Annotated in this window: 17 protein-coding genes; 9 read left to right on the top strand and 8 right to left on the bottom strand. The window is 67.8% G+C overall.

What is annotated here, in order from left to right:
• Positions 1-33: 33 nt before the first annotated feature.
• The 5 genes from truA to prmB all read right to left on the bottom strand — a co-directional run bounded on the left by truA (position 34) and on the right by prmB (position 6,265).
• A complete protein-coding gene (gene truA / locus FKV23_RS06645) occupies positions 34-858 on the bottom strand; it encodes a tRNA pseudouridine(38-40) synthase TruA (RefSeq protein ID WP_141623148.1) in 825 nt (274 codons plus the stop codon).
• Positions 855-2,708, bottom strand: a complete 1,854-nt coding sequence (locus FKV23_RS06640; RefSeq protein ID WP_244244119.1) for a FimV/HubP family polar landmark protein — start codon at positions 2,706-2,708, stop codon at positions 855-857. Before FKV23_RS06640 ends, truA begins: the two co-directional genes overlap by 4 nt.
• Positions 2,709-2,793: 85 nt before the next feature.
• Entirely contained in the window at positions 2,794-3,813 is a 1,020-nt protein-coding gene (locus FKV23_RS06635) for an aspartate-semialdehyde dehydrogenase (protein WP_141623146.1), read from the bottom strand.
• Between the two features lie 263 nt (positions 3,814-4,076).
• The gene (gene aroC / locus FKV23_RS06630) at positions 4,077-5,189 is read right to left on the bottom strand and encodes a chorismate synthase (protein WP_141623145.1); all 1,113 of its coding nucleotides are present in this window, start codon (positions 5,187-5,189) and stop codon (positions 4,077-4,079) included.
• Between the two features lie 161 nt (positions 5,190-5,350).
• The gene (prmB, locus tag FKV23_RS06625) at positions 5,351-6,265 is read right to left on the bottom strand and encodes a 50S ribosomal protein L3 N(5)-glutamine methyltransferase (protein WP_141625087.1); all 915 of its coding nucleotides are present in this window, start codon (positions 6,263-6,265) and stop codon (positions 5,351-5,353) included.
• 139 nt (positions 6,266-6,404) lie between these two features.
• Here prmB and FKV23_RS06620 point away from each other — a divergent pair, with 139 nt between their 5' ends.
• Both FKV23_RS06620 and asd read left to right on the top strand, forming a co-directional pair.
• Entirely contained in the window at positions 6,405-7,046 is a 642-nt protein-coding gene (locus FKV23_RS06620; RefSeq protein ID WP_141623144.1) for an SCO family protein, read from the top strand.
• On the top strand, positions 7,043-7,888 hold the full coding sequence (gene asd, locus FKV23_RS06615; RefSeq protein ID WP_141623143.1) for an archaetidylserine decarboxylase: 846 nt from the start codon (positions 7,043-7,045) through the stop codon (positions 7,886-7,888). Before FKV23_RS06620 ends, asd begins: the two co-directional genes overlap by 4 nt.
• A gap of 108 nt (positions 7,889-7,996) precedes the next feature.
• Here the strand turns inward: asd and FKV23_RS06610 are convergent, their stop codons facing one another.
• Positions 7,997-9,505 carry a transglycosylase SLT domain-containing protein gene (locus tag FKV23_RS06610; RefSeq protein ID WP_141623142.1) on the bottom strand — a complete coding sequence of 503 codons (1,509 nt, stop codon included), beginning with the start codon at positions 9,503-9,505 and terminating at the stop codon, positions 7,997-7,999.
• Positions 9,506-9,670: 165 nt separating this feature from the next.
• Here FKV23_RS06610 and FKV23_RS06605 point away from each other — a divergent pair, with 165 nt between their 5' ends.
• The 3 genes from FKV23_RS06605 to greB all read left to right on the top strand — a co-directional run bounded on the left by FKV23_RS06605 (position 9,671) and on the right by greB (position 13,431).
• Complete coding sequence (locus FKV23_RS06605) at positions 9,671-11,197, top strand: helicase HerA-like domain-containing protein (protein ID WP_141623141.1); 1,527 nt, start codon at positions 9,671-9,673, stop codon at positions 11,195-11,197.
• Positions 11,198-11,364: 167 nt separating this feature from the next.
• The gene (locus tag FKV23_RS06600) at positions 11,365-12,912 is read left to right on the top strand and encodes an AbgT family transporter (RefSeq protein WP_244244118.1); all 1,548 of its coding nucleotides are present in this window, start codon (positions 11,365-11,367) and stop codon (positions 12,910-12,912) included.
• A 3-nt stretch (positions 12,913-12,915) separates the two neighbouring features.
• Positions 12,916-13,431 carry a transcription elongation factor GreB gene (gene greB / locus FKV23_RS06595; protein ID WP_141623140.1) on the top strand — a complete coding sequence of 172 codons (516 nt, stop codon included), beginning with the start codon at positions 12,916-12,918 and terminating at the stop codon, positions 13,429-13,431.
• 30 nt (positions 13,432-13,461) lie between these two features.
• Here the strand turns inward: greB and FKV23_RS06590 are convergent, their stop codons facing one another.
• Positions 13,462-14,010: a hypothetical protein gene (locus tag FKV23_RS06590; RefSeq protein WP_141623139.1), complete on the bottom strand. Its 549-nt coding sequence runs from the start codon at positions 14,008-14,010 to the stop codon at positions 13,462-13,464.
• 204 nt (positions 14,011-14,214) lie between these two features.
• On the bottom strand, positions 14,215-15,567 hold the full coding sequence (rimO, locus tag FKV23_RS06585) for a 30S ribosomal protein S12 methylthiotransferase RimO (protein WP_141623138.1): 1,353 nt from the start codon (positions 15,565-15,567) through the stop codon (positions 14,215-14,217).
• A gap of 203 nt (positions 15,568-15,770) precedes the next feature.
• On the opposite strand from rimO, the gene FKV23_RS06580 reads away from it, so the two are divergent.
• The 4 genes from FKV23_RS06580 to FKV23_RS06565 are packed head-to-tail and all read left to right on the top strand — an operon-like array spanning position 15,771 to position 18,509.
• Positions 15,771-16,433 (top strand): dienelactone hydrolase family protein, encoded by a 663-nt coding sequence (locus tag FKV23_RS06580; RefSeq protein WP_141623137.1) that lies wholly within the window; start codon positions 15,771-15,773, stop codon positions 16,431-16,433.
• Positions 16,430-16,849: an HIT domain-containing protein gene (locus FKV23_RS06575; RefSeq protein ID WP_141623136.1), complete on the top strand. Its 420-nt coding sequence runs from the start codon at positions 16,430-16,432 to the stop codon at positions 16,847-16,849. The genes FKV23_RS06580 and FKV23_RS06575 overlap by 4 nt, the downstream gene beginning before the upstream one ends.
• Entirely contained in the window at positions 16,846-17,544 is a 699-nt protein-coding gene (gene pxpB, locus FKV23_RS06570; protein WP_141623135.1) for a 5-oxoprolinase subunit PxpB, read from the top strand. Before FKV23_RS06575 ends, pxpB begins: the two co-directional genes overlap by 4 nt.
• Positions 17,541-18,509 carry a 5-oxoprolinase subunit C family protein gene (locus FKV23_RS06565; RefSeq protein WP_208543250.1) on the top strand — a complete coding sequence of 323 codons (969 nt, stop codon included), beginning with the start codon at positions 17,541-17,543 and terminating at the stop codon, positions 18,507-18,509. Before pxpB ends, FKV23_RS06565 begins: the two co-directional genes overlap by 4 nt.
• The last annotated feature ends 9 nt before the right edge of the window (positions 18,510-18,518 follow it).

The following is an 18,518-nucleotide window of genomic DNA, read 5'->3' as shown; positions in this document are numbered from 1 at the left end:
GCGCAGGATGGGTGGAGCGCAGCGAAACCCATCCTACAAGCAGACCTCGGCCGGCAACCCCCACTCGGCCGGATACTTCGGCCCGAGGAACATCAATCCCGACGCCGGCGCGGTCGGCCCGGCGACGGTGCGGTCGCGGCCGGCCAGCAGTTCGGCGATCCACGCCTCGGGTTGCTCGCCGCGCCCCACCACCAGCAGGCTGCCGACGATGTTGCGGACCTGATGGTGCAGGAAGGCATTGGCCTGGACCTCGATGTCGACGATCTCGCCGTCTCGGCGGACGCTGATCTCGTGCAAGTTGCGACGTGCGTGAGGGGCCTGGCAATGGACGGTGCGGAAGGCGGAAAAGTCGTGCTCACCGACCAGCGCCTGTGCGGCGCGGTGCATGGCTTCGGCGTCGAGTGGACGGCGTTCCCAGCCCAGGTATTCGCGCATCAGCGCCGGCCGGACCGGGCGGTTGACCAGCCGGTAGCGGTAACGGCGCGCGCGGGCCGAAAAACGGGCGTGAAAGTCCGCCGCCACCGGCACGCACCAGCGCACGCAGACCGATGGCGGCAGGCGCGTGGTCGTGCCCAGTACCCAGCCGCGCGGGTCGCGCTCGACCGGGCTGTCGAAATGGATGACCTGGGCGCGGGCATGCACGCCGGCATCGGTGCGGCCGGCACAGACCGTTTCGATCCGCGTCCCGGCCACAAAGGACAGAGCCTCCTCGACCGCGGCCTGGATGGTCGGCTCGCTGCGCCGCTCCTCCTCGCCGGGCTTGGTCAGCCTCTGCCAGCCGGAAAACGCACTGCCGTCGTATTCGATCGCCATCGCCAGGCGGCGATCATCCCGCGCCGGCCCATGTCGTTCGCTCATTCCAGCTCGCGCAGCATCTGCATGGCCTGCTGACGGGCGGCCAGGTCGCCGTGCAGGCGTACCTCGGCCAGCAACTGGCGGGCGCTGTCGTGGTCGCCAAGAGCGATATAGGCACGGGCCAGTTCGAGGCGTTCGTTGCCGCCACCACCGCTGTCGCTGCCAGCAGCTTCTGTGGCGGTGACTTCGGCCAGGGTCCGGTCGGCGGGTCCATGCCAGGCCGGGGACGATGCGACGGCAGGCTGCTGCCAGGTCGCGGCGGGTTCGAACTCCATGCCCTCGTCCGCTCCGTCGGCTCCGTCGGCTTCGACCGCTGGCGCCGCCGCATCTTCGACCACGACAGGAGCCTCGGGGATGGCGGCACCGGCGAGTTCGGGTTCGGGCGTGACTTCAGTCTCACCCTCGCCGGCTGCTGCAGCCGTGGCGCCGCTCGTCGCAAAACCGGCCGCCAGCGACGCGCGGCGATCGCTATCGGGCGCGCGGAACACCGGCTTCGGCTTGCGCTGGCGCAACGCCCAGCCACCGGCCAGAGCGGCCAGCAACAGGCCGAAGCCGCCGAAGAACCACGGCAGGACCGAGGCCTCCGCCTCCTGCGGCGACTGTGCGAGCCGCTGCTGCACCTCGGCCAGCTCGCTGTCCTTGAGCTCGATCAGCTTCTGCTGCTGTTCCTGCAGCGTCTCCAGCTCGGCAACGCGAGCCTTCATTTCTTCCAGTTCGGCCTCGCGGGCGGCCAGGTTCTCCTGCGCCTGCATGTCCTGTCGAAGCATGTTTCCCTCACCTCCGGCGCTGATGCCGGACTGGTTGCCCGCACTGGTGGCATCGCTGGCACCAGGGGGGACGATCTCGAGCCGGGCGTCGGCCACGGCGGGGCCGGTGGACGAGCCATCGACGGAAGCACCATCGGCAGATGCGGCAGCCCCGATCCGACCGGCCTCGGCAGGCTGCGGGACCGCAGCCACCGGCTGCCGCCACTGGCGGGTCTGCTCGCGGACCAGGGCATTGACCTCGGCGCGGTCGAGCGCGCCGATGGTATCCGCACCCGGAATCCGCAGCACCGCACCGGCCTTGAGCCGGTGGATGTTGCCGTCGATGAAGGCCTCGGGATTGGCCTGCAGCAGCGCGATCATGCGCTGGTTGAGGCTGAACCCGCGCGCGCCCGGCATGCTGGCGGCGATGGCGGACAGGGTATCGCCACCGGCGACCTGGTAGCTGTCGCCTTCTACCCGTCGCGCTGGGCGCGCGGTGGCGATCGGACGCGGTACGGGCGCCGGCTCGGCCGTGATGAGCCGTGCCTCGGGCTCCGGAGAGACCGAAATCTCCGCCACCATCGGCTCGGATGCGCTTTCATCCGTTTCCGGCGCCGGCTCCACGGCGGTGGCCAGCGGTTCGCGCTCGATGATGTTGGAGGGCGCGGCCTGTGGCGCCTCGATCGGCGGCTGCACCGGGGCGGCCACGGTACGCGGCGCGTCCAGCAGGGCCGAATACTCGCGTACCAGCCTTCCCTGTCCCCAGTCGACCTCGACCAGGAAGGTGAGCGCGGCCTGGTTCACCGGCTCGCTGCTGGTGACCCGGACCACCGGATTGCCGGCATTGTCCAGCCCGACCATGAAGCGCAGGCCTGACACCACACCCTGCGGCGGCTGCAGGCCGACGCGGGCGAAGGTCTCCGGCGAGGCCAGCCGCGCCTGCAGGCGTTCCAGTTCGCCCGGATCGCTGGAAATGATCGGGATTTCGGCCAGCAACGGCTGGTCGAGGCTCGACCGCACCACGATCTCGCCCAGGCCCAGCGCGCTGGCCGCGCCGCTGGCCACCGCCAGCGCCAATGCCAATGCACAACGTACGAACTGCTTCACCAACGTACCTGTCATGAGTCCCCGACCCGCGACTGTAGCCGCCGTCGCCACTGCCATGCAATGCGACGACGGCTCGCAGTGGCCGTCAGACCGGTTCCGCAGCCACCAGTTCAGCCAGCTGCACCGCGTTCAGGGCGGCACCCTTGCGGATGTTGTCGGACACGATCCACAGGTTCAGGCCGCGCGGGTGCGACAGATCCTCGCGGATGCGGCCGACGTAGACCGCGTCGTTGCCGGAGGCATGGGTGACCGGGGTCGGATAGCCGCCGGCCTTGCGCTCGTCGACCACCTCGACGCCCGGCGCCGAAGCCAGCAGCTCGCGTGCCTGCTCCGGGGTGATCTTCGCGGCGGTCTCGATCGCGACCGCCTCGGAGTGGCCGTAGAACACCGGTACCCGCACCGCGGTCGGGTTCACCAGAATCGAGTCGTCGCCGAGGATCTTGCGGGTCTCCCAGACCAGCTTCATCTCCTCCTTGGTGAAGCCGTTGTCCTGGAAGTCGTCGATGTGGGGAATCAGGTTGAACGCGATCTGCACCGGGAAACGCTTCGGCTCCGGGTCCTGGAAGTTCAGCAGCGCGCCGGTCTGGCGGCCGAGTTCCTCCATCGCCGCTCGGCCGCCACCGGACACCGACTGATAGGTGGCGACATTGATGCGCTCGATCTTCGAATGCCGATGCAGCGGCGCCAGCGCGACCAGCATCTGCATGGTCGAGCAATTGGGGTTGGCGATGATCCCGCGCGGACGGTTGGCCACCTGCTCCGGGTTGACCTCGGACACCACCAGCGGCACGTCGTCGTCGTAGCGGAACGCCGAGGAGTTGTCGATCACCACCGCGCCGGCGGCGGCGAACTTCGGCGCGTACTCCTTCGACACGCTGCCGCCGGCCGAGAACAGCGCGATGTCGACACCGGCGGGGTCGAACGTCGCCAGATCCTGGACGATGTACTCCTCGCCGCGGTACTCGATGGTGCCGCCGGCCGAGCGCTCGCTGGCCAGCACGTGCAGTTGCCCGACCGGGAACTTCCGCTCGGCCAGGATGGAAAGCATGGTCTCGCCGACCGCACCGGTGGCGCCGACGACGGCGACGTTGAATCTCTTGCTCATTGTGTGGGGTTCCTGAAAATCGGGTCGGGGCAACGCTGAACGAATCAAACTCGTCATCCCGGGAAAAGCCGGGGTCCAATCTTCTCAGGCGCTTGTCGGAAGGCTGCACCCCGGCGCGATCAGCCTTTCGGCTGCTGTAGAGCACCGGCGCCAGGGTGACGACCTTCTTGGCGTTGCCTTGATCCGCGTGAATCCGTGGCTGGAAATGAATACTGAAGACGGCGGCACAGTCTGGCGCATCATGCGCCTTCGGCGACTGGCCGCTATCGTTTTTTCGCCGGCGCCTCGGCCGGGATCCGTGGCGACATTTCGCCGACATCGCCGCACTGGGCGCGGTGACGCAGCGCCTGGTCCATCAGCACCAGGGCGACCATCGCCTCGCAGATCGGGATCGCGCGGATGCCGACGCAGGGATCGTGACGGCCGGTGGTGACCACCTCGACCACGTTGCCATGGATGTCGAGCCCGTCGACCGGCAGGCGCAGGCTCGAGGTCGGCTTGAACGCGACAGAGCAGCGCACGGCCTGCCCGCTGCTGATGCCGCCGAGCACGCCGCCAGCATGGTTGGACAGGAAGCCTTCCGGCGCCATCTCGTCGCGATGCACGCTGCCCGTCTGCGCGACCGAAGCGAAACCGTCGCCGATCTCCACGCCCTTGACCGCGTTGATGCTCATCAGCGCCGCGGCCAGTTCGCCGTCGAGCTTGCCGTAGACCGGCTCGCCCCAGCCCGGCGGAACGCCTTCGGCGATGACGTCCACGCGCGCGCCGACCGAGTCGCCGGACTTGCGCAGCGCGTCCATATAAGCCTCGAGTTCCGGCACCTGCGCGGCATGCGGCCAGAAGAACGGGTTGTCCTCGACCGCCGACAGGTCGAAGCCGGCCGGGGCGACCTCCCCGAGCTGCGACAGCCAGCCCTGGATGCGGATGCCATGGCGCCCGGCCAGCCACTTGCGGGCGATCACGCCAGCGGCGACACGCATCGTGGTCTCGCGCGCCGAGGAACGGCCGCCGCCACGCGGGTCGCGGATACCGTACTTCTGCCAGTAGGTGTAGTCGGCATGGCCAGGACGGAACTGTTCGGCGATGCGGCCGTAGTCCTTGCTGCGCGCGTCGGTATTGCGGATCAGCAGGCCGATCGGGGTGCCGGTGGTGACGCCTTCATATACGCCGGAGAGAATTTCGATCTCGTCGGCCTCGCGCCGCGCCGAGGTGTGGCGGGTCTTGCCTGTGGCACGGCGGTCGAGGTCGTGGCGGAAGTCCTCCGGTGCCAGCGCCAGCCCCGGCGGACAGCCGTCGACCACGCAGCCGATCGCCGGCCCGTGGCTCTCGCCAAAGGTGGTAACCGTCAATAGCTTGCCGAAGCTGTTACTGGACACGGGGTCGCATCATCGAGGACGAGGAAAGAACGGAACTCTAGCAATGCCAACTGGTTGCTGCTGGAACAAGTCGTTCGTAACACGTAGCCGGGGTAAGCGGAGCGCGCCCGGGGCCAGACATCGGCCATCCCGGGTGCGGCTTCGCCTTACCCGGGCTACATTCAGTTTCGTGCATCGGCCAGGGCCTTGATGCGTTCGCGATGCTCGACCAGATCGGCACGCTCGACCACGAAGATGCCCATCTGCCCGACCTTGAACTCGATCCAGGCCATCGGCACCTCGGGCAACAATTGCGCCAGAGCACGTTCTGCCTCGCCGACTTCGCAGATCAGCAGGCCGTGCTCGCTGAGGTGGTCGGGGGCGTCGCGCATGATCTTCAGCGCGAGGTCGAGACCATCGTCGCCGGCGCGCAGTCCGAGTTCGGGCTCGTGCGCATACTCGGGCGGCAGCGCGTCGGTTTCGTCGTGGGTGACGTAGGGCGGATTGGTGACGATCAGGTCGTAGACCTCGCCATCCAGCGAACCGAACAGGTCCGACTTGCGGAACTCGACGTTGTCGGCATGCAGGCGCGCCTTGTTCTCGGCCGCCAGCGCGAGCGCGTCGTCGCTGATGTCGATGCCGTGCACCTCCCAGTCCGGGTGGTAGTGACCGGTGGCGATCGCGATGCAGCCCGAGCCGGTGCACAGGTCGAGTGCGCGACGGACCTCGCGGCCGCCGAGCCAGGGCTCGAAGCCGGCCTCGATCAGCTCGGCGATCGGCGAGCGCGGCACCAGCGCGCGCGGGTCGGACTTGAAGCTGAGCCCCGCGAACCAGGCCTCGCCGGTCAGGTAGGCGGCCGGGATGCGCTCGCGGATGCGGCGCTCGAACAACGCCAGCACCTTCGCCTTCTCCTGCGTGGTCACCCGCGACTGCCCATAGACCGGGCTCAGGTCGTGAGGCATGTGCAGCGCGTGCAGCACCAGCTGGGTCGCCTCGTCGAGCGCGTTGTCGTAGCTGTGGCCGAAGGTCAGCCCGGCTTCGGCGAACAGGCTGCCGCCGTGGCGAATCAGGTCGATGATGGAGACCTGCTCGAACATGGCTTCTTTGAAGCTGGCGGCGGTCAGGGGGCCTGCGGTCATGGATGCGGATTCGCGAAGATCGGTACGGCCGGCGATTATAGCGGCCGGAAGCGCCCGGGCCCGGTATCATGGCGCGGCATCCAGATCGCGATCCGTCATGTTCAACCGGACCACCGTTTATATCCTCATCGCCGCGTTCGCCGCGGCCCTCGGCCTGTGGGCCGCCAGCCATTTCTTCGAGCCCGACGAACGCGAACCGGAACTGCAGGTCGTACGCCTGTTCCAGCCGGCGCGCGCCCTGCCCGCCTTCGAGCTCACCCGCTCCGACGGCAGCACGCTCGAACGCGGGGACCTGCAGGGCCACTGGACCCTGGTGTTCCTCGGCTTCACCCACTGCCCGGACATCTGCCCGACCACCCTGGCCGAGCTGTCGCGTGCACAGAAGGAATGGGAAGCGATTCCCGAGGCAAGCCGCCCGCAGGTGCTGTTCGTATCGGTCGATCCCGAGCGCGACACCCCGGAACTGATCGGCCGCTACGCCCACGCCTTCCACAAGGACACCCTCGCCGCAACCGGCAGCCTGCCGGCACTGGAAGCCTTCGCCAGTTCGCTGAGCATGGTGTTCGCCAAGGTCCCGCCGCCGGAAGGCGTGCCGGAGAACCAGTACTCGATCGACCACAGCGCAACGATCGCGGTGCTCAACCCGCAGGGTCACATGGCCGGCCTGGTCCGGCCGCCGCTGGAACCGGCGAAGATCGCCGCCGACATGGCGGCGCTGAGCGGGGCTGCGATTCCATGAGCCTGGTCACCGCGCTGACCTGGGCGCTGCCGCACCGCCTGTTGTCCTCCGCCGCACGAACACTGGCCTATTCCGACAACCCACGCATCAAGCAGTGGCTGATCGACACGGTGACGCGGAAATTCGGCGTCGATCTGAACGAGGCGGCCGAGTCCGACCCGACCGTCTACCCGACCTTCAACAGCTTCTTCACCCGCGCGCTGAAGCCGGGCGCACGCGAGCCGGATCCGGACCCCGATGCCCTGCTGATGCCCGCCGACGGCCGCATCAGCCAGTGCGGCACGATCGAGGCCGACGGCCGCATCTTCCAGGCCAAGGGACAATCGTTCAGCGCCGCCGAACTGCTGGCCGACGCGGATGCTGCGGCCGCTTTCCACGGTGGCACTTTCGCGACCGTCTACCTGTCGCCGAAGGATTACCACCGCGTCCACATGCCGTGGACCGGCACCTTGCGCGAGACCGTGCATGTCCCCGGCCGCCTGTTCAGCGTCGGTCCGGCCGCGGTACGCAACGTGCCACGCCTGTTTGCCCGCAACGAACGGCTGGTCTGTCATTTCGACACCGACTTCGGACCGATGGCGGTAGTGATGGTCGGCGCGCTGCTGGTCTCCGGCGTGGAGACGGTCTGGAGCGGCGTCGAGATCCCGGCCTATGCCGACAAGGTGACCCGCAAGGACCAGCGCAACCAACGCATCCGCCTGCAGCGCTTCGCCGAGATGGCCCGCTTCAACTACGGCTCGACCGTGATCGTGCTGCTGCCACCGGGCACGGCCGAACTGGCCCCCGGGCTGGGTGCGGAGTCACCGGTGCGACTTGGCCAGGCGCTGGCGTTGCGGACTTGATGCAGCCCGGGCAAGCCCGCAGAGCGCACCCGGGATGGGCGGCCAACGAACCCGGGCGCGCTCCGCTTACCCGTGGGCTACCGGAGCACGACGACGCTCCCGTGCGGTTCAGCCGCGGCAGCCTTCCAGTTTGATCTGCTGGCCCGGCTTGATGATGTAGCTCGGTGGACGGATGCCGTTGGCGCGGGCCAGCTCACGGGTCCCGCAGGAAAACCTGCGCGCGATCGAGCTCAGGGTCTCGCCACGCTGGACCCTGTGCATACGCAGGCGTTTCGCGGCCGGAGCGGCGGCCCGGGCCGGAGCAACCGGCGTCGCCGGGCCGGAGCGGACGATGGCGCGGTCGGGGTCGCTGAGCACCAGGGTGCGGGCGAGCTCGGCGCGGGCACCGCGGGTGCACCAGCGGTTGTACAGGCCGACCATGCGATGGGTGACGTTGAGCGTGGTGCCCGCCGGGAGTCGACTGTCGGCCTCATAACGCGGGTTGAGGTTACGCAGCACCCGCATGTAGCCGTCGCGGGTACCGCCGTTGCCGAGGCAGATGGTCAGCTCGTAGATCGAGGCCGGCTGCGAGAGAGTCAATGCTGCCGGATGCGCATCGACCTTCGGAAATTCGATGCCGTACTGTTTGGGGTGCAGGAACAGCCAGGCCGCGGCGATCACCATCGGAACGTAGTCGCGGGTCTCGGCCGGGAACTGGTTGTAGACCGACTCGTCCCAGAAATCCTTGCCGCCGTTGGCCTCGTAGACCCGCTTGGCGCGGCCCTCGCCGCCGTTGTAGGCGGCCAGCGCCAACTCGATGTTGCTGTTGAGCTCGCGCATGCGTTCGTTGAGGTAGCGCACGCTGGCCTCGGCGGAGGCATAGGGGTCGAAACGGGTGTCGAAACCGGTGCCGTCAGGACCGAGGCCGAAGCGCTGGCCGGTGGCGTACATGAACTGCATCGGTCCGGCCGCGCCGGCGCGCGAACGCGAATGCACGCGGCCGTTCGATTCCTTGGCCATGATCCCGAACAGCAGCGCCTCCGGCAGACCGGCCCGCTCGTAGTGCGGCCACATCAGGTGGCGCATGTACTGGTAGTTCTCGTAACTGTTCATCAGCGACGGGCGCATGTCGGTCAGCCAACGGCGGATGCCGGCCTGCACCGCAGGGTTGTACTTGACCATTTCGTCGAAGCGATGGCGCGGGTCGTCGAGCAGTGCGGCGGCTTGTGCCGCTTCCGGCACGTCGGCGGCCAGCGGATCGGTTTCGCCCTCGGCGAGTTCCCGGTGATCCGGGTCGGCGTCGGCCGGGTCGAGGTCCTCGGCGTACGGATCGCGGGCGTCGGCATTGAGCTTGAGCAGGCGCTTGTAGCTGGCCAGCAGGGTCGTGGGCGAGCAGCCGCGCTGCCCGGCGCAGTCCGCCATCACGTCCTCCATGTCCTCCAGCGCCTGGTCGGCCTGCGCCACCCCCTCCGGGTCGGCATTGCCCACCATCACCATCGCTTCGCGATATCGCGCTTCGGCCGCGTCCATCCGCTGGTTGATCTGGTCGATGGCGGCCTGGTCGCGGCGCGACTGCGCATCCGCGCCGCCGGAGGCCAGCAGCGTGGCCAGGGAAACGGACAGCACGACAGGAAGCATGCGACGGGGCGCCGGTCGCGAGGTGGAGCAACCGGCAGTACGGGCAATGAAAGGCATCGAGGAGAAAATGTGGCAGGACGAAGCCGCAGAGTATCGTCTGCACGCGCGCCCGTACAACCGCCGTCGCGCGGTCTAGAATCCCCGGACACCTGAATGGAGCTGGACATGGATCCGATCCTCATCGGCAAGGCCATCACCACCGTAGATGGACTACCGGAAAGCCTTGGACATGTGGTGCTGCAGCCGCACCTGGGCAATCGCCACGGACTGGTCGCAGGCGCCACCGGCACCGGCAAGTCGGTCACTCTGATGGTGCTGGCCGAGGGCTTTTCGCGAATCGGCGTGCCGGTGTTCATGGCCGATGTGAAGGGCGATATCGCCGGTCTCGCGGTGCCCGGCACCGCGAACGAAAAGCTGCAGGAGCGGATCGAGAGGATCGGCATCGACGGCTATACCAACGAAGGCAGCCCGACCGTGTTTTGGGACCTGTTCGGCCAGCTCGGCCACCCGGTACGAACCACGGTCAGCCAGATGGGCCCGACCCTGTTGGGCCGCATCCTCGAACTCAACGACACCCAGTCGGGCGTGCTCGATATCGTGTTCAAGCTCGCCGACGACCGCGGCCTGCTGCTACTCGACCTGGACGACCTGCGTGCCCTGCTCAACCTTGCCGCCGAGGAGCGCAAGGAAATCTCGACCCGGTACGGCCTGGTCAGCACCCAGTCGATCGGCGCCATCCAGCGCGCGCTGCTGCGGCTTGAGGGCGATGGCGCCAATCTGTTCTTCGGCGAGCCGGCACTGGAACTGGCCGACCTGATGCGGACCACCCACGACGGTCGCGGGATGATCAATCTTCTTGCCGCCGACAGGTTGATCCTCAAGCCGCGCCTGTACTCCAGCTTCCTGCTGTGGCTGCTGTCGGAGCTGTTCGAGCAGTTGCCGGAAGTCGGCGACCTCGACAAGCCGAAGCTGGTGTTCTTCTTCGACGAGGCCCACCTGCTGTTCAAGGATGCTCCGCCCGCGCTGCGGCAACGCGTCGAGCAGGTGGTGCGCATCATCCGCTCCAAGGGCGTGGGCGTGTACTTCTGCTCGCAATTCCCCGACGACGTGCCGAATGAGATCCTCGGTCAGCTTGGCAATCGCGTGCAGCACGCACTGCGCGCCTTCACCCCGCGCGACCAGAAGGCGGTCAAGACCGCGGCCCAGACCTTCGTAGCCAATCCGGCACTGGATGTGAGCGAGACGATCTCCAGGCTCGGTACCGGCGAGGCGCTGGTCTCGACCCTGCAGGACAAGGGCATTCCGATGCCGGTCGAACACACCCTGATCTGCCCACCGCGCTGCCGGATGGGCGCGATCACCGACGCCGAGCGCGCCCAGGTGCGTGCCGGCAGCCCGGTCGGGATGAAGTACGACACGCCGGTCAACCGCGAGTCCGCCGCCGAGATGCTGGCCGCGCACGCCAAGGCCATGGCGGAAAAGGCGGATGCGCCACCGGCGCGTACCCGCGAACAGGATGATGCCGGCAATGGCGGCTTCGGCCAGGCGATCAAGGACGCGGTATTCGGCACCAAGCGGCGGCAAGGCATGGTCGAAACAATGGCCAAGCAGACCGCACGCACCGTCGGCAGCCGGATCGGCCAGCAGATCGTGCGCGGTGTGCTTGGCGGGCTGCTGGGCAGCAAACGCTGAACAGGGACACCCGGAGCCCGACGCGCAGGGCCGAGGCCGGGCGATGCTGCGGGCGCACAGCGGCCGGAGGCAGGGCTGGGGTATAGTCGCGCGCTTTGCGGTGGTGGAACGGCCTGCCTTCCGCCACCGCGACAACCCGCAATACGCCCTACGAAAACGCAGTCCGCATGATGACCCAAGACGCACCGAAACCCGCCAAGCGTTCAGCGATCGACCGCTTCCTCAACATCGTCGAGAAGGGCGGCAACGCGCTGCCGCATCCGGTCACCCTGTTCGCGATCATGGCCGTGGCGGTCGTCGTGCTGTCCTGGATCGCCTCCCAGTTCTCGCTGGCGGTCGCCCACCCGGTGTCCGGCGAGGAGATCCGGCCGGTCAACCTGATGACCGTCGAAGGCCTGCACCGGATCATGGACGGGCTGATCACCAACTTCACCGGCTTCGCCCCGCTCGGCACCGTGCTGGTGGCGCTGATCGGCATCGGCGTGGCCGAGCACAGCGGCCTGATCGGTGCCGCTCTGCGCCTGCTGGTGCTGTCGGCACCGCGGCGGCTGTTGACCTTCGTGGTGGTGTTCGCCGGGATCATGTCGAACATGGCCGCCGAAATCGGCTATGTGCTGCTGGTGCCGCTGTCCGGGCTGATCTTCATTGCCGCCGGCCGCCATCCGATCCTCGGTATGGCCGCAGCCTTCGCCGGCGTGTCGGGCGGCTATTCGGCCAACCTGCTGTTGGGCACCATCGATCCGCTGCTGGCCGGCCTGTCGCAGGAGGCGGCGCGGATCATCGACCCCGACTATACGGTCAACCCGGCCGCCAACTGGTGGTTCATGATCGCCTCGACCCCGTTGATCGCCCTGCTCGGCACCGTGGTCACCGAAAAGGTGGTGGCCAAGCGTTTCCCCGCACCTCCAGAGAGCGCTGGCGACGGCGAACAGATCGATCGCATGCACCCGGAGGAAAAGCGCGGACTGCTGTTCGCCGCATTGGCGACGCTGGCACTGACCGCGTTGGTGCTGCTCGGTACGGTGCCGGCCGACGGCTTCCTGCGCGGCCCGGACGGCGACCTGCTCAAATCGCCGTTCCTGCGCGGCGTGGTCGCGCTGATCTTCACCTACGGCGTGGTCACCGGCATCGCCTACGGCATCGGCGCCCGCACCATCCGCAGCGACGCCGATGTGATCCGTGGCATGAGCAAGTCGATGGAGACCCTGGCCACCTACCTGGTGCTGACCTTCTTCGCCGCGCAGTTCGTCGCTTTCTTCAACTGGACCCAGCTGGGGCTGATCTTCGCGGTGGAGGGCGCGACCTTCCTCAAGGCGGTCGATCTGCCGGCAGTGCCGCTGTTCATCGCCTTCATCCTGCTGACCGCGTTGGCCAACCTGTTCATGGGCTCGGCCTCGGCCAAGTGGGCGCTGATGGCCCCGGTGTTCGTGCCGATGTTCATGCTGCTGGGCTACTCGCCGGAGCTGACCCAGATCGGCTACCGCATCGGCGACTCGGTGACCAACATCATCTCGCCGATGATGAGCTACTTCGCCCTGATCATCGCCTTCCTGCAGCGCTACGAGCCGAAGGCCGGCATCGGTACCGTGGTGGCGACGATGTTGCCGTACTCGATCGCATTCCTTATCGGCTGGACCGTGCTGTTCACCATATGGATGCTGGCTGGCTGGCCGATCGGCCCGGATGCGCCGCTGAACTACATTCCGGCGGGTTGATACATGTCGCGCTGGCGCCCGCCTCCGCCCCGGTCGACGGCAATCATCACCCGAGCCGGTTTCGAGCGCCTGCGCACCGAGCTGGACGAGTTGTGGCGGGTGAAGCGACCGGAGGTCGTCCGGGCACTGGCCGCGGCTGCGGCCGAGGGCGACCGTTCCGAGAACGCGGAATACACCTACCGCAAGAAGCAGCTCGGCGAAATCGATCGAAGGGTGCGCTACCTGAGCAAGCGGCTGCCCGCCCTGAAGGTAGTCGATACCCTGCCTGCCGACCCTGAAGCAGTGTTCTTCGGCGCCGTCGTCGAGATCGAGAACCTCGACAGCGGTGAATGCCGGCGCTACCGCATCGTCGGCCCTGATGAGACAGACGCCGGACTTGGCTGGATCAGCATCGACTCGCCGCTGGCACGGGCGATGCTCAAGAAGCGCTGCGACGACGAGTTCGAGGCGCAGCTGCCAGGCGGCATCGCCAGGTACGTAATCGCCGGCGTCGAATACCCCGGCAGCCGCGAGCGCTGACACGGCCGCCGGCATGCACTTAACGACGCACTATTGGGCGCCAGCCACGGGATGATCCGGCAATGGCCCGAAGCGCGCCGCGGCAAGCGCGTAGGTCAAACCGAGTACGCCACCGGACACCAGGTGGATCAGTGCCGACACCCAGTGCCTCATTTCGATGAACCACGGGAACAGATAGGTGAAGCCGTAGTAGTTCACCCCGTACAGCACCAGGCCGAAGACGGCGCCCAGCACGGTATCGGTGGCCAACGAACGCCCCTTGGCGATGAGCGCGAACACCAGCGCGTAGATCAGCGACAACAGGAAGTGGACCACCACCGCGGCACTGACCGCACTGCTGTCGAAGGTATCCGGCGGCGGCAGCACGACGTGGCCCATGGTGATCGCGGCGATCATCCGCATCGGCACCCAACTGCTCAAACCCATGAGCAACGGTGTCAGGATCAGTTCCAGCGCAAGGAACACGATGCCGGCCGCGACGGCAGCGCAGGCCACGGCCTTCATCGAGATGTGCGCACCAGGCACGGTCAAGTGGAGCCTGTGGTCGCGCTTGTCGAAATGGTCGAAGGTGGTAGGCATGACCCCTCCTCGCACAACGCATGCGTCCGACCCTGCACCATTGCCGGGTCGTGAAAACCGGCAGTTGCGCTGCGATCATCACAACATGACCGCCGTTACAGCCCTGTAGAGGCGAACGACCGTCTGTCGGAACAACTCGCAACCGCGATGTCCGGTGGGGATGACTGTGGGGCGGGCATGCCGGTGACGGCCCGATGCGATCCGTCAGCCCTCGAACGCGACCTCGCCGTACAGGTCGTGCTCGTCGCTGCCCATGATCTCGACGTCGACGAACTCGCCCGGCTTCAGACCGGCCTCGAAGCCGTTCTGGATCTGCACCAGGCCGTCGATCTCCGGCGCGTCGGCCATCGAGCGGGCGATGGCCAGCTCGCCGTCGAGCGCGTCGACGATGCAGCGCTGGGTGGTGCCGACCTTGGCCTCCAGCCTGGCAGTGGAAATATCGGCCTGCAGTTCCATGAACCGTGCCAGCCGCTCCTGCTTGAGTTCTTCCGGCACCGGATCCGGCAGCGCGTTGGCCTTGGCGCCCTCAACCGGCGAGTAGGCGAACGCACCGACGCGATCGAGCTGGGCCTCCTCGAGGAAGTCCAGCAACTGCTCGAACTCCTCGTCGGTCTCGCCCGGGAAGCCGACGATGAAGGTGCTGCGGATGGTCAGTTCCGGGCAGATGGCGCGCCAGCGCTGGATGCGCTCGAGCGTCTTGTCGACAGCCCCCGGGCGCTTCATCAGCTTGAGGATGCGCGGGCTGGCGTGCTGGAACGGGATGTCGAGATACGGCAGCAGTTTCCCGTCCGCCATCAGCGGGATGATGTCGTCGACGTGCGGATACGGGTAGACATAGTGCAGGCGGGTCCACAGGCCGAGTTCGGCCAGGCCTTCGCACAGCGCCTTCATCCGGGTCTGGTACGCCTTGCCGTGCCACTCGCGCTCGGCGTACTTGAGGTCGACGCCGTAAGCCGAGGTGTCCTGCGAGATCACCAGCAACTCCTTGACCCCGCCCATCGCCAGTTTCTCGGCCTCGCGCAGCACCTGATCGACCGGGCGGCTGACGAGGTCGCCGCGCATCGAGGGGATGATGCAGAAGCTGCAGCGATGGTTGCAGCCCTCGGAAATCTTCAGGTAGGCGTAATGCTTCGGCGTGAGCTTGATGCCGATGTCGTCCTCGGTCGATCCGCGCCGCGGCATGAGGCTGGTGAACGGATCGTGCTTCGGCGGCAGCGCCTTGTGCACCGCCCCCATCACGCTGCCGTAGTCCTGCGGGCCGCTGATCGAGAGCACGCCCGGATGGGCCTCGCGGATCACCTCCTCGCGCTTGCCCAGGCAGCCGGTGACGATGACCTTGCCGTTCTCGGCCATCGCCTCGCCGATCGCATCCAGCGACTCGGCCACGGCGGAGTCGATGAAGCCGCAGGTGTTGACCACCACCACGTCGGCATCGTCGTAGCTGGGCACGAGGTCGTACCCCTCGGCCTTCAATTGGGTGAGGATGCGTTCTGAATCAACAAGGGCCTTCGGACAGCCGAGGCTGACGAAGCCGACTTTGGGATTGGCGATGGGCATGGATACTCTGAAGCTCGGGAACCAGTCGTCCGAGCGCGACGAGGAATCTGCTTTCCGGCCGCGTCCTGCCACAAAGGCTCAAAGCAGATCCCTCGCCGCGCTCGGGATGACGGGGCGGGGCGCAGATTATACCGCCGGCGCTAGAATCAATTCCGAACGACCGCGCCCCGGCCGGCCCATGGACCTGAACAGGGAGACGCCCCATGCCCCACTGGATCGATCTGGAAACCCCGCACGGCCCGGTCAGTGCCTGGCGTGCCGATCCGGTCGGCATCCCGCGCGGGGGGCTGGTGCTGCTGCAGGAGATCTTCGGCGTCAACAGCCATATCCGCTCGGTCGCCGGGCGCTTTGCCGATGCCGGCTACACGGTGGTGGCGCCCGCGCTGTACGACCCGGTCGAACGCGGCGTCGAGCTGGGCTACGGGGCGGATGACGCGGCACGTGGAGTGGAGTTGCGCAACGCGCTCGGCTTCGAGCGCGCCGTCGACATCGCCGCCGAGGCCGCCGACCTGCTGCAGAGCGAAGGCCAGCGTACCGGTGCGGTCGGCTTCTGCTGGGGCGGCAGCGTGGCGTTCCTCGCCAACACACGGCTCGGGCTGCCTGCGGTCAGCTACTACGGTGCGCGCACCCTGCCCTTCCTCGGCGAGCCGTTGCGGGCGCCGATGATGTTCCACTTCGGCGAGCACGACGCCAGCATCCCGCCGGAAGCGATCCAGGCGCACCGCGACAGGCAGCCGACCGCGCGCATCCACGTATACGACGCCGGCCACGGCTTCAACTGCGACCAGCGCACCGACTTCTCGCCAACCGCCGCCGCCGAAGCCTGGCCGCGCACCCTTGCCTTCTTCGAGGACGGCCTGCGATGAACACAGGTTCCAACTGGCACCTGCACCCGCAGCTTGCCGATGACACCCACCCTGTGGCCCACCTGAAACTCAGCGAACTGCGGCTGATGGACGACGCCAACCACCCCTGGCTGATCCTGGTGCCGCGGGTACCGGATGCGATCGAACTGGTCGACCTCGAACCGGCCCAGCGGGCCGCATTAAGCAGCGAAATCGATGCCGCCAGCCGCCTGCTGCTGCAACTGTTCAAGCCCGACAAGCTCAACGTGGCTGCGCTCGGCAACCTGGTACCTCAGCTGCACGTGCATGTGATCGCCCGTTTCCACAACGACATCGCCTGGCCACGGCCGGTGTGGGGTTCGGCCACCGCCAAGCCCTACACCCCGGAGGCACTGGTCGAGCGCATCACCCGCCTGCGCGGCACACTTGGTGAGTGACCACCCTGCCCCATATCGAACCCCTCGCCGACAATGCCTGGCTGATCGAGCTGGGCACCGGCATCGACGACGCCACCCTCCGGCACGTGCACGCCCTGGCTGCCCGCCTGCAACTGGCCAGGCCCGGCTGGCTGCTCGACCTGGTCCCGGCCTACGCCAGCCTGGGGGTGTTCTTCGATCCTGCACGAGCCGCGCCTGACGCGGTGCATGACTGGTTGCGCGAACAGTTGCAGGCCGAGGCCGGCGGTGGGCGCTCCATGACAACGGCCGAGACAATCGAGATTCCCGTCGCCTACGGCGGCGAGTATGGCCCCGACCTCATCGACGCTGCCCTCGAACTCGGACTTGATCCCGACACGCTGGTCTCGCGGCACGCCAGCGGCGATTACACCGTCGCGATGATCGGCTTCGCCCCGGGCTTCCCGTATCTCGCCGGCCTTGATCCGGCGCTGGCCCTGCCTAGGCTTGAGACGCCGCGCACCTGCGTGCCCGCCGGCACGGTCGCCATCGGCGGTGTGCAGACCGGCATCTATCCGCGTGAAAGTCCGGGCGGCTGGCGCCTCCTCGGCCGCACCCCGTTGCAGCTTTTCGACGCCGGCCGCGAACCGCCGGTCCCGCTGCAACCCGGCGACCGGGTACGGTTCGTGCCGATCGACACCGACCGGTTCGAACGGCTGCTTCGGAGCGACAGGTGAGCGCTCCCCACATCAAGGTCATCGCGCCGGGCCCGCTGACCACGCTGCAGGACGCCGGCCGCCATGGTTGGCGCCATGTCGGCGTGGCCCATGCCGGCGCACTCGATCCGGATTCCGCCGCGCTCGCCAACCGGCTGGTCGGCAATACCGGCAATGAGGCCGTTCTCGAATACACCCTGACCGGGCCGACGCTCGCCTTCGATTCGCCGCTACGGATCGCCCTGTGCGGCGCGCTGACCGATGCGCTGCACGTCGCCGTCGATGGCACCCGCACCGCGGTCGGCCATGGCCGTCCGGTCGAACTGCCGCCGGGACAGTTGCGGATCGGCCGGCTCCGGCTCGGCATTCGCGGCTGGCTGGCGGTGGCCAGCGGTTTCGATGTCCCCGAAGTGCTCGGCAGCCGCAGCACCGACCTGCGCGGCGGCTTCGGTGGACTCGATGGGCGGGCACTGGCACGCGGCGATGCACTGGTGCTACGCGCACCATCCGGGGTGGCCGCCGAAGTGCCTTCGCAACCTGCCTGGTGGGTCGAGTTCGACGACCCGCTGCCGGCCGAAACGCTGATCCGCTACCTGCCCTCGTCGCATCCGGCCGCAATGCGACTCGACGCCAGCCACTGGCAAGTCGACCCGCGCAGCAACCGCCAGGGCCTGCGCCTGCACGGCCACGCGCTGGAGGTGGCGCCGGGCGACATCATCTCGGCCGCGGTCGCACCGGGTACGATCCAGCTGCCCCCTGATGGCCGGCCCATCGTGCTGCTGGCCGACGCCCAGACCACCGGCGGCTACCCGCGACTTGGCCATGTCGCCGCCGTCGACATGCCGCGACTGGCCCAGCTTGCACCGGGCATGCCGCTGCGCTGGCAGGCGGTCGATGCCCACCAGTCGCGTGCGCTGTGGCAGGCGCGGCGCGCGCAATGGCGTCGATTGATGTGCCTGCTCGACGAGCGGCTTAGTACCCTGTAACCATCCACA

It is taken from the genome of Lysobacter alkalisoli (assembly GCF_006547045.1).
GTDB classification, from domain to species: domain Bacteria; phylum Pseudomonadota; class Gammaproteobacteria; order Xanthomonadales; family Xanthomonadaceae; genus Marilutibacter; species Marilutibacter alkalisoli.
This window is presented reverse-complemented; position numbering and strand designations above follow the sequence as displayed.

Bases quoted from the DNA above. Each gene is read 5' to 3' on its own strand.
- truA (WP_141623148.1), bottom strand. From the start codon at position 858: ATGAGCGAACGACATGGGCCGGCGCGGGATGATCGCCGCCTGGCGATG.
- FKV23_RS06635 (WP_141623146.1), bottom strand. From the start codon at position 3,813: ATGAGCAAGAGATTCAACGTCGCCGTCGTCGGCGCCACCGGTGCGGTC.
- prmB (WP_141625087.1), bottom strand. From the start codon at position 6,265: ATGTTCGAGCAGGTCTCCATCATCGACCTGATTCGCCACGGCGGCAGC.
- FKV23_RS06620 (WP_141623144.1), top strand. From the start codon at position 6,405: ATGTTCAACCGGACCACCGTTTATATCCTCATCGCCGCGTTCGCCGCG.
- asd (WP_141623143.1), top strand. From the start codon at position 7,043: ATGAGCCTGGTCACCGCGCTGACCTGGGCGCTGCCGCACCGCCTGTTG.
- FKV23_RS06610 (WP_141623142.1), bottom strand. From the start codon at position 9,505: ATGCTTCCTGTCGTGCTGTCCGTTTCCCTGGCCACGCTGCTGGCCTCC.
- FKV23_RS06605 (WP_141623141.1), top strand. From the start codon at position 9,671: ATGGATCCGATCCTCATCGGCAAGGCCATCACCACCGTAGATGGACTA.
- FKV23_RS06600 (WP_244244118.1), top strand. From the start codon at position 11,365: ATGATGACCCAAGACGCACCGAAACCCGCCAAGCGTTCAGCGATCGAC.
- greB (WP_141623140.1), top strand. From the start codon at position 12,916: ATGTCGCGCTGGCGCCCGCCTCCGCCCCGGTCGACGGCAATCATCACC.
- FKV23_RS06590 (WP_141623139.1), bottom strand. From the start codon at position 14,010: ATGCCTACCACCTTCGACCATTTCGACAAGCGCGACCACAGGCTCCAC.
- rimO (WP_141623138.1), bottom strand. From the start codon at position 15,567: ATGCCCATCGCCAATCCCAAAGTCGGCTTCGTCAGCCTCGGCTGTCCG.
- FKV23_RS06580 (WP_141623137.1), top strand. From the start codon at position 15,771: ATGCCCCACTGGATCGATCTGGAAACCCCGCACGGCCCGGTCAGTGCC.
- FKV23_RS06575 (WP_141623136.1), top strand. From the start codon at position 16,430: ATGAACACAGGTTCCAACTGGCACCTGCACCCGCAGCTTGCCGATGAC.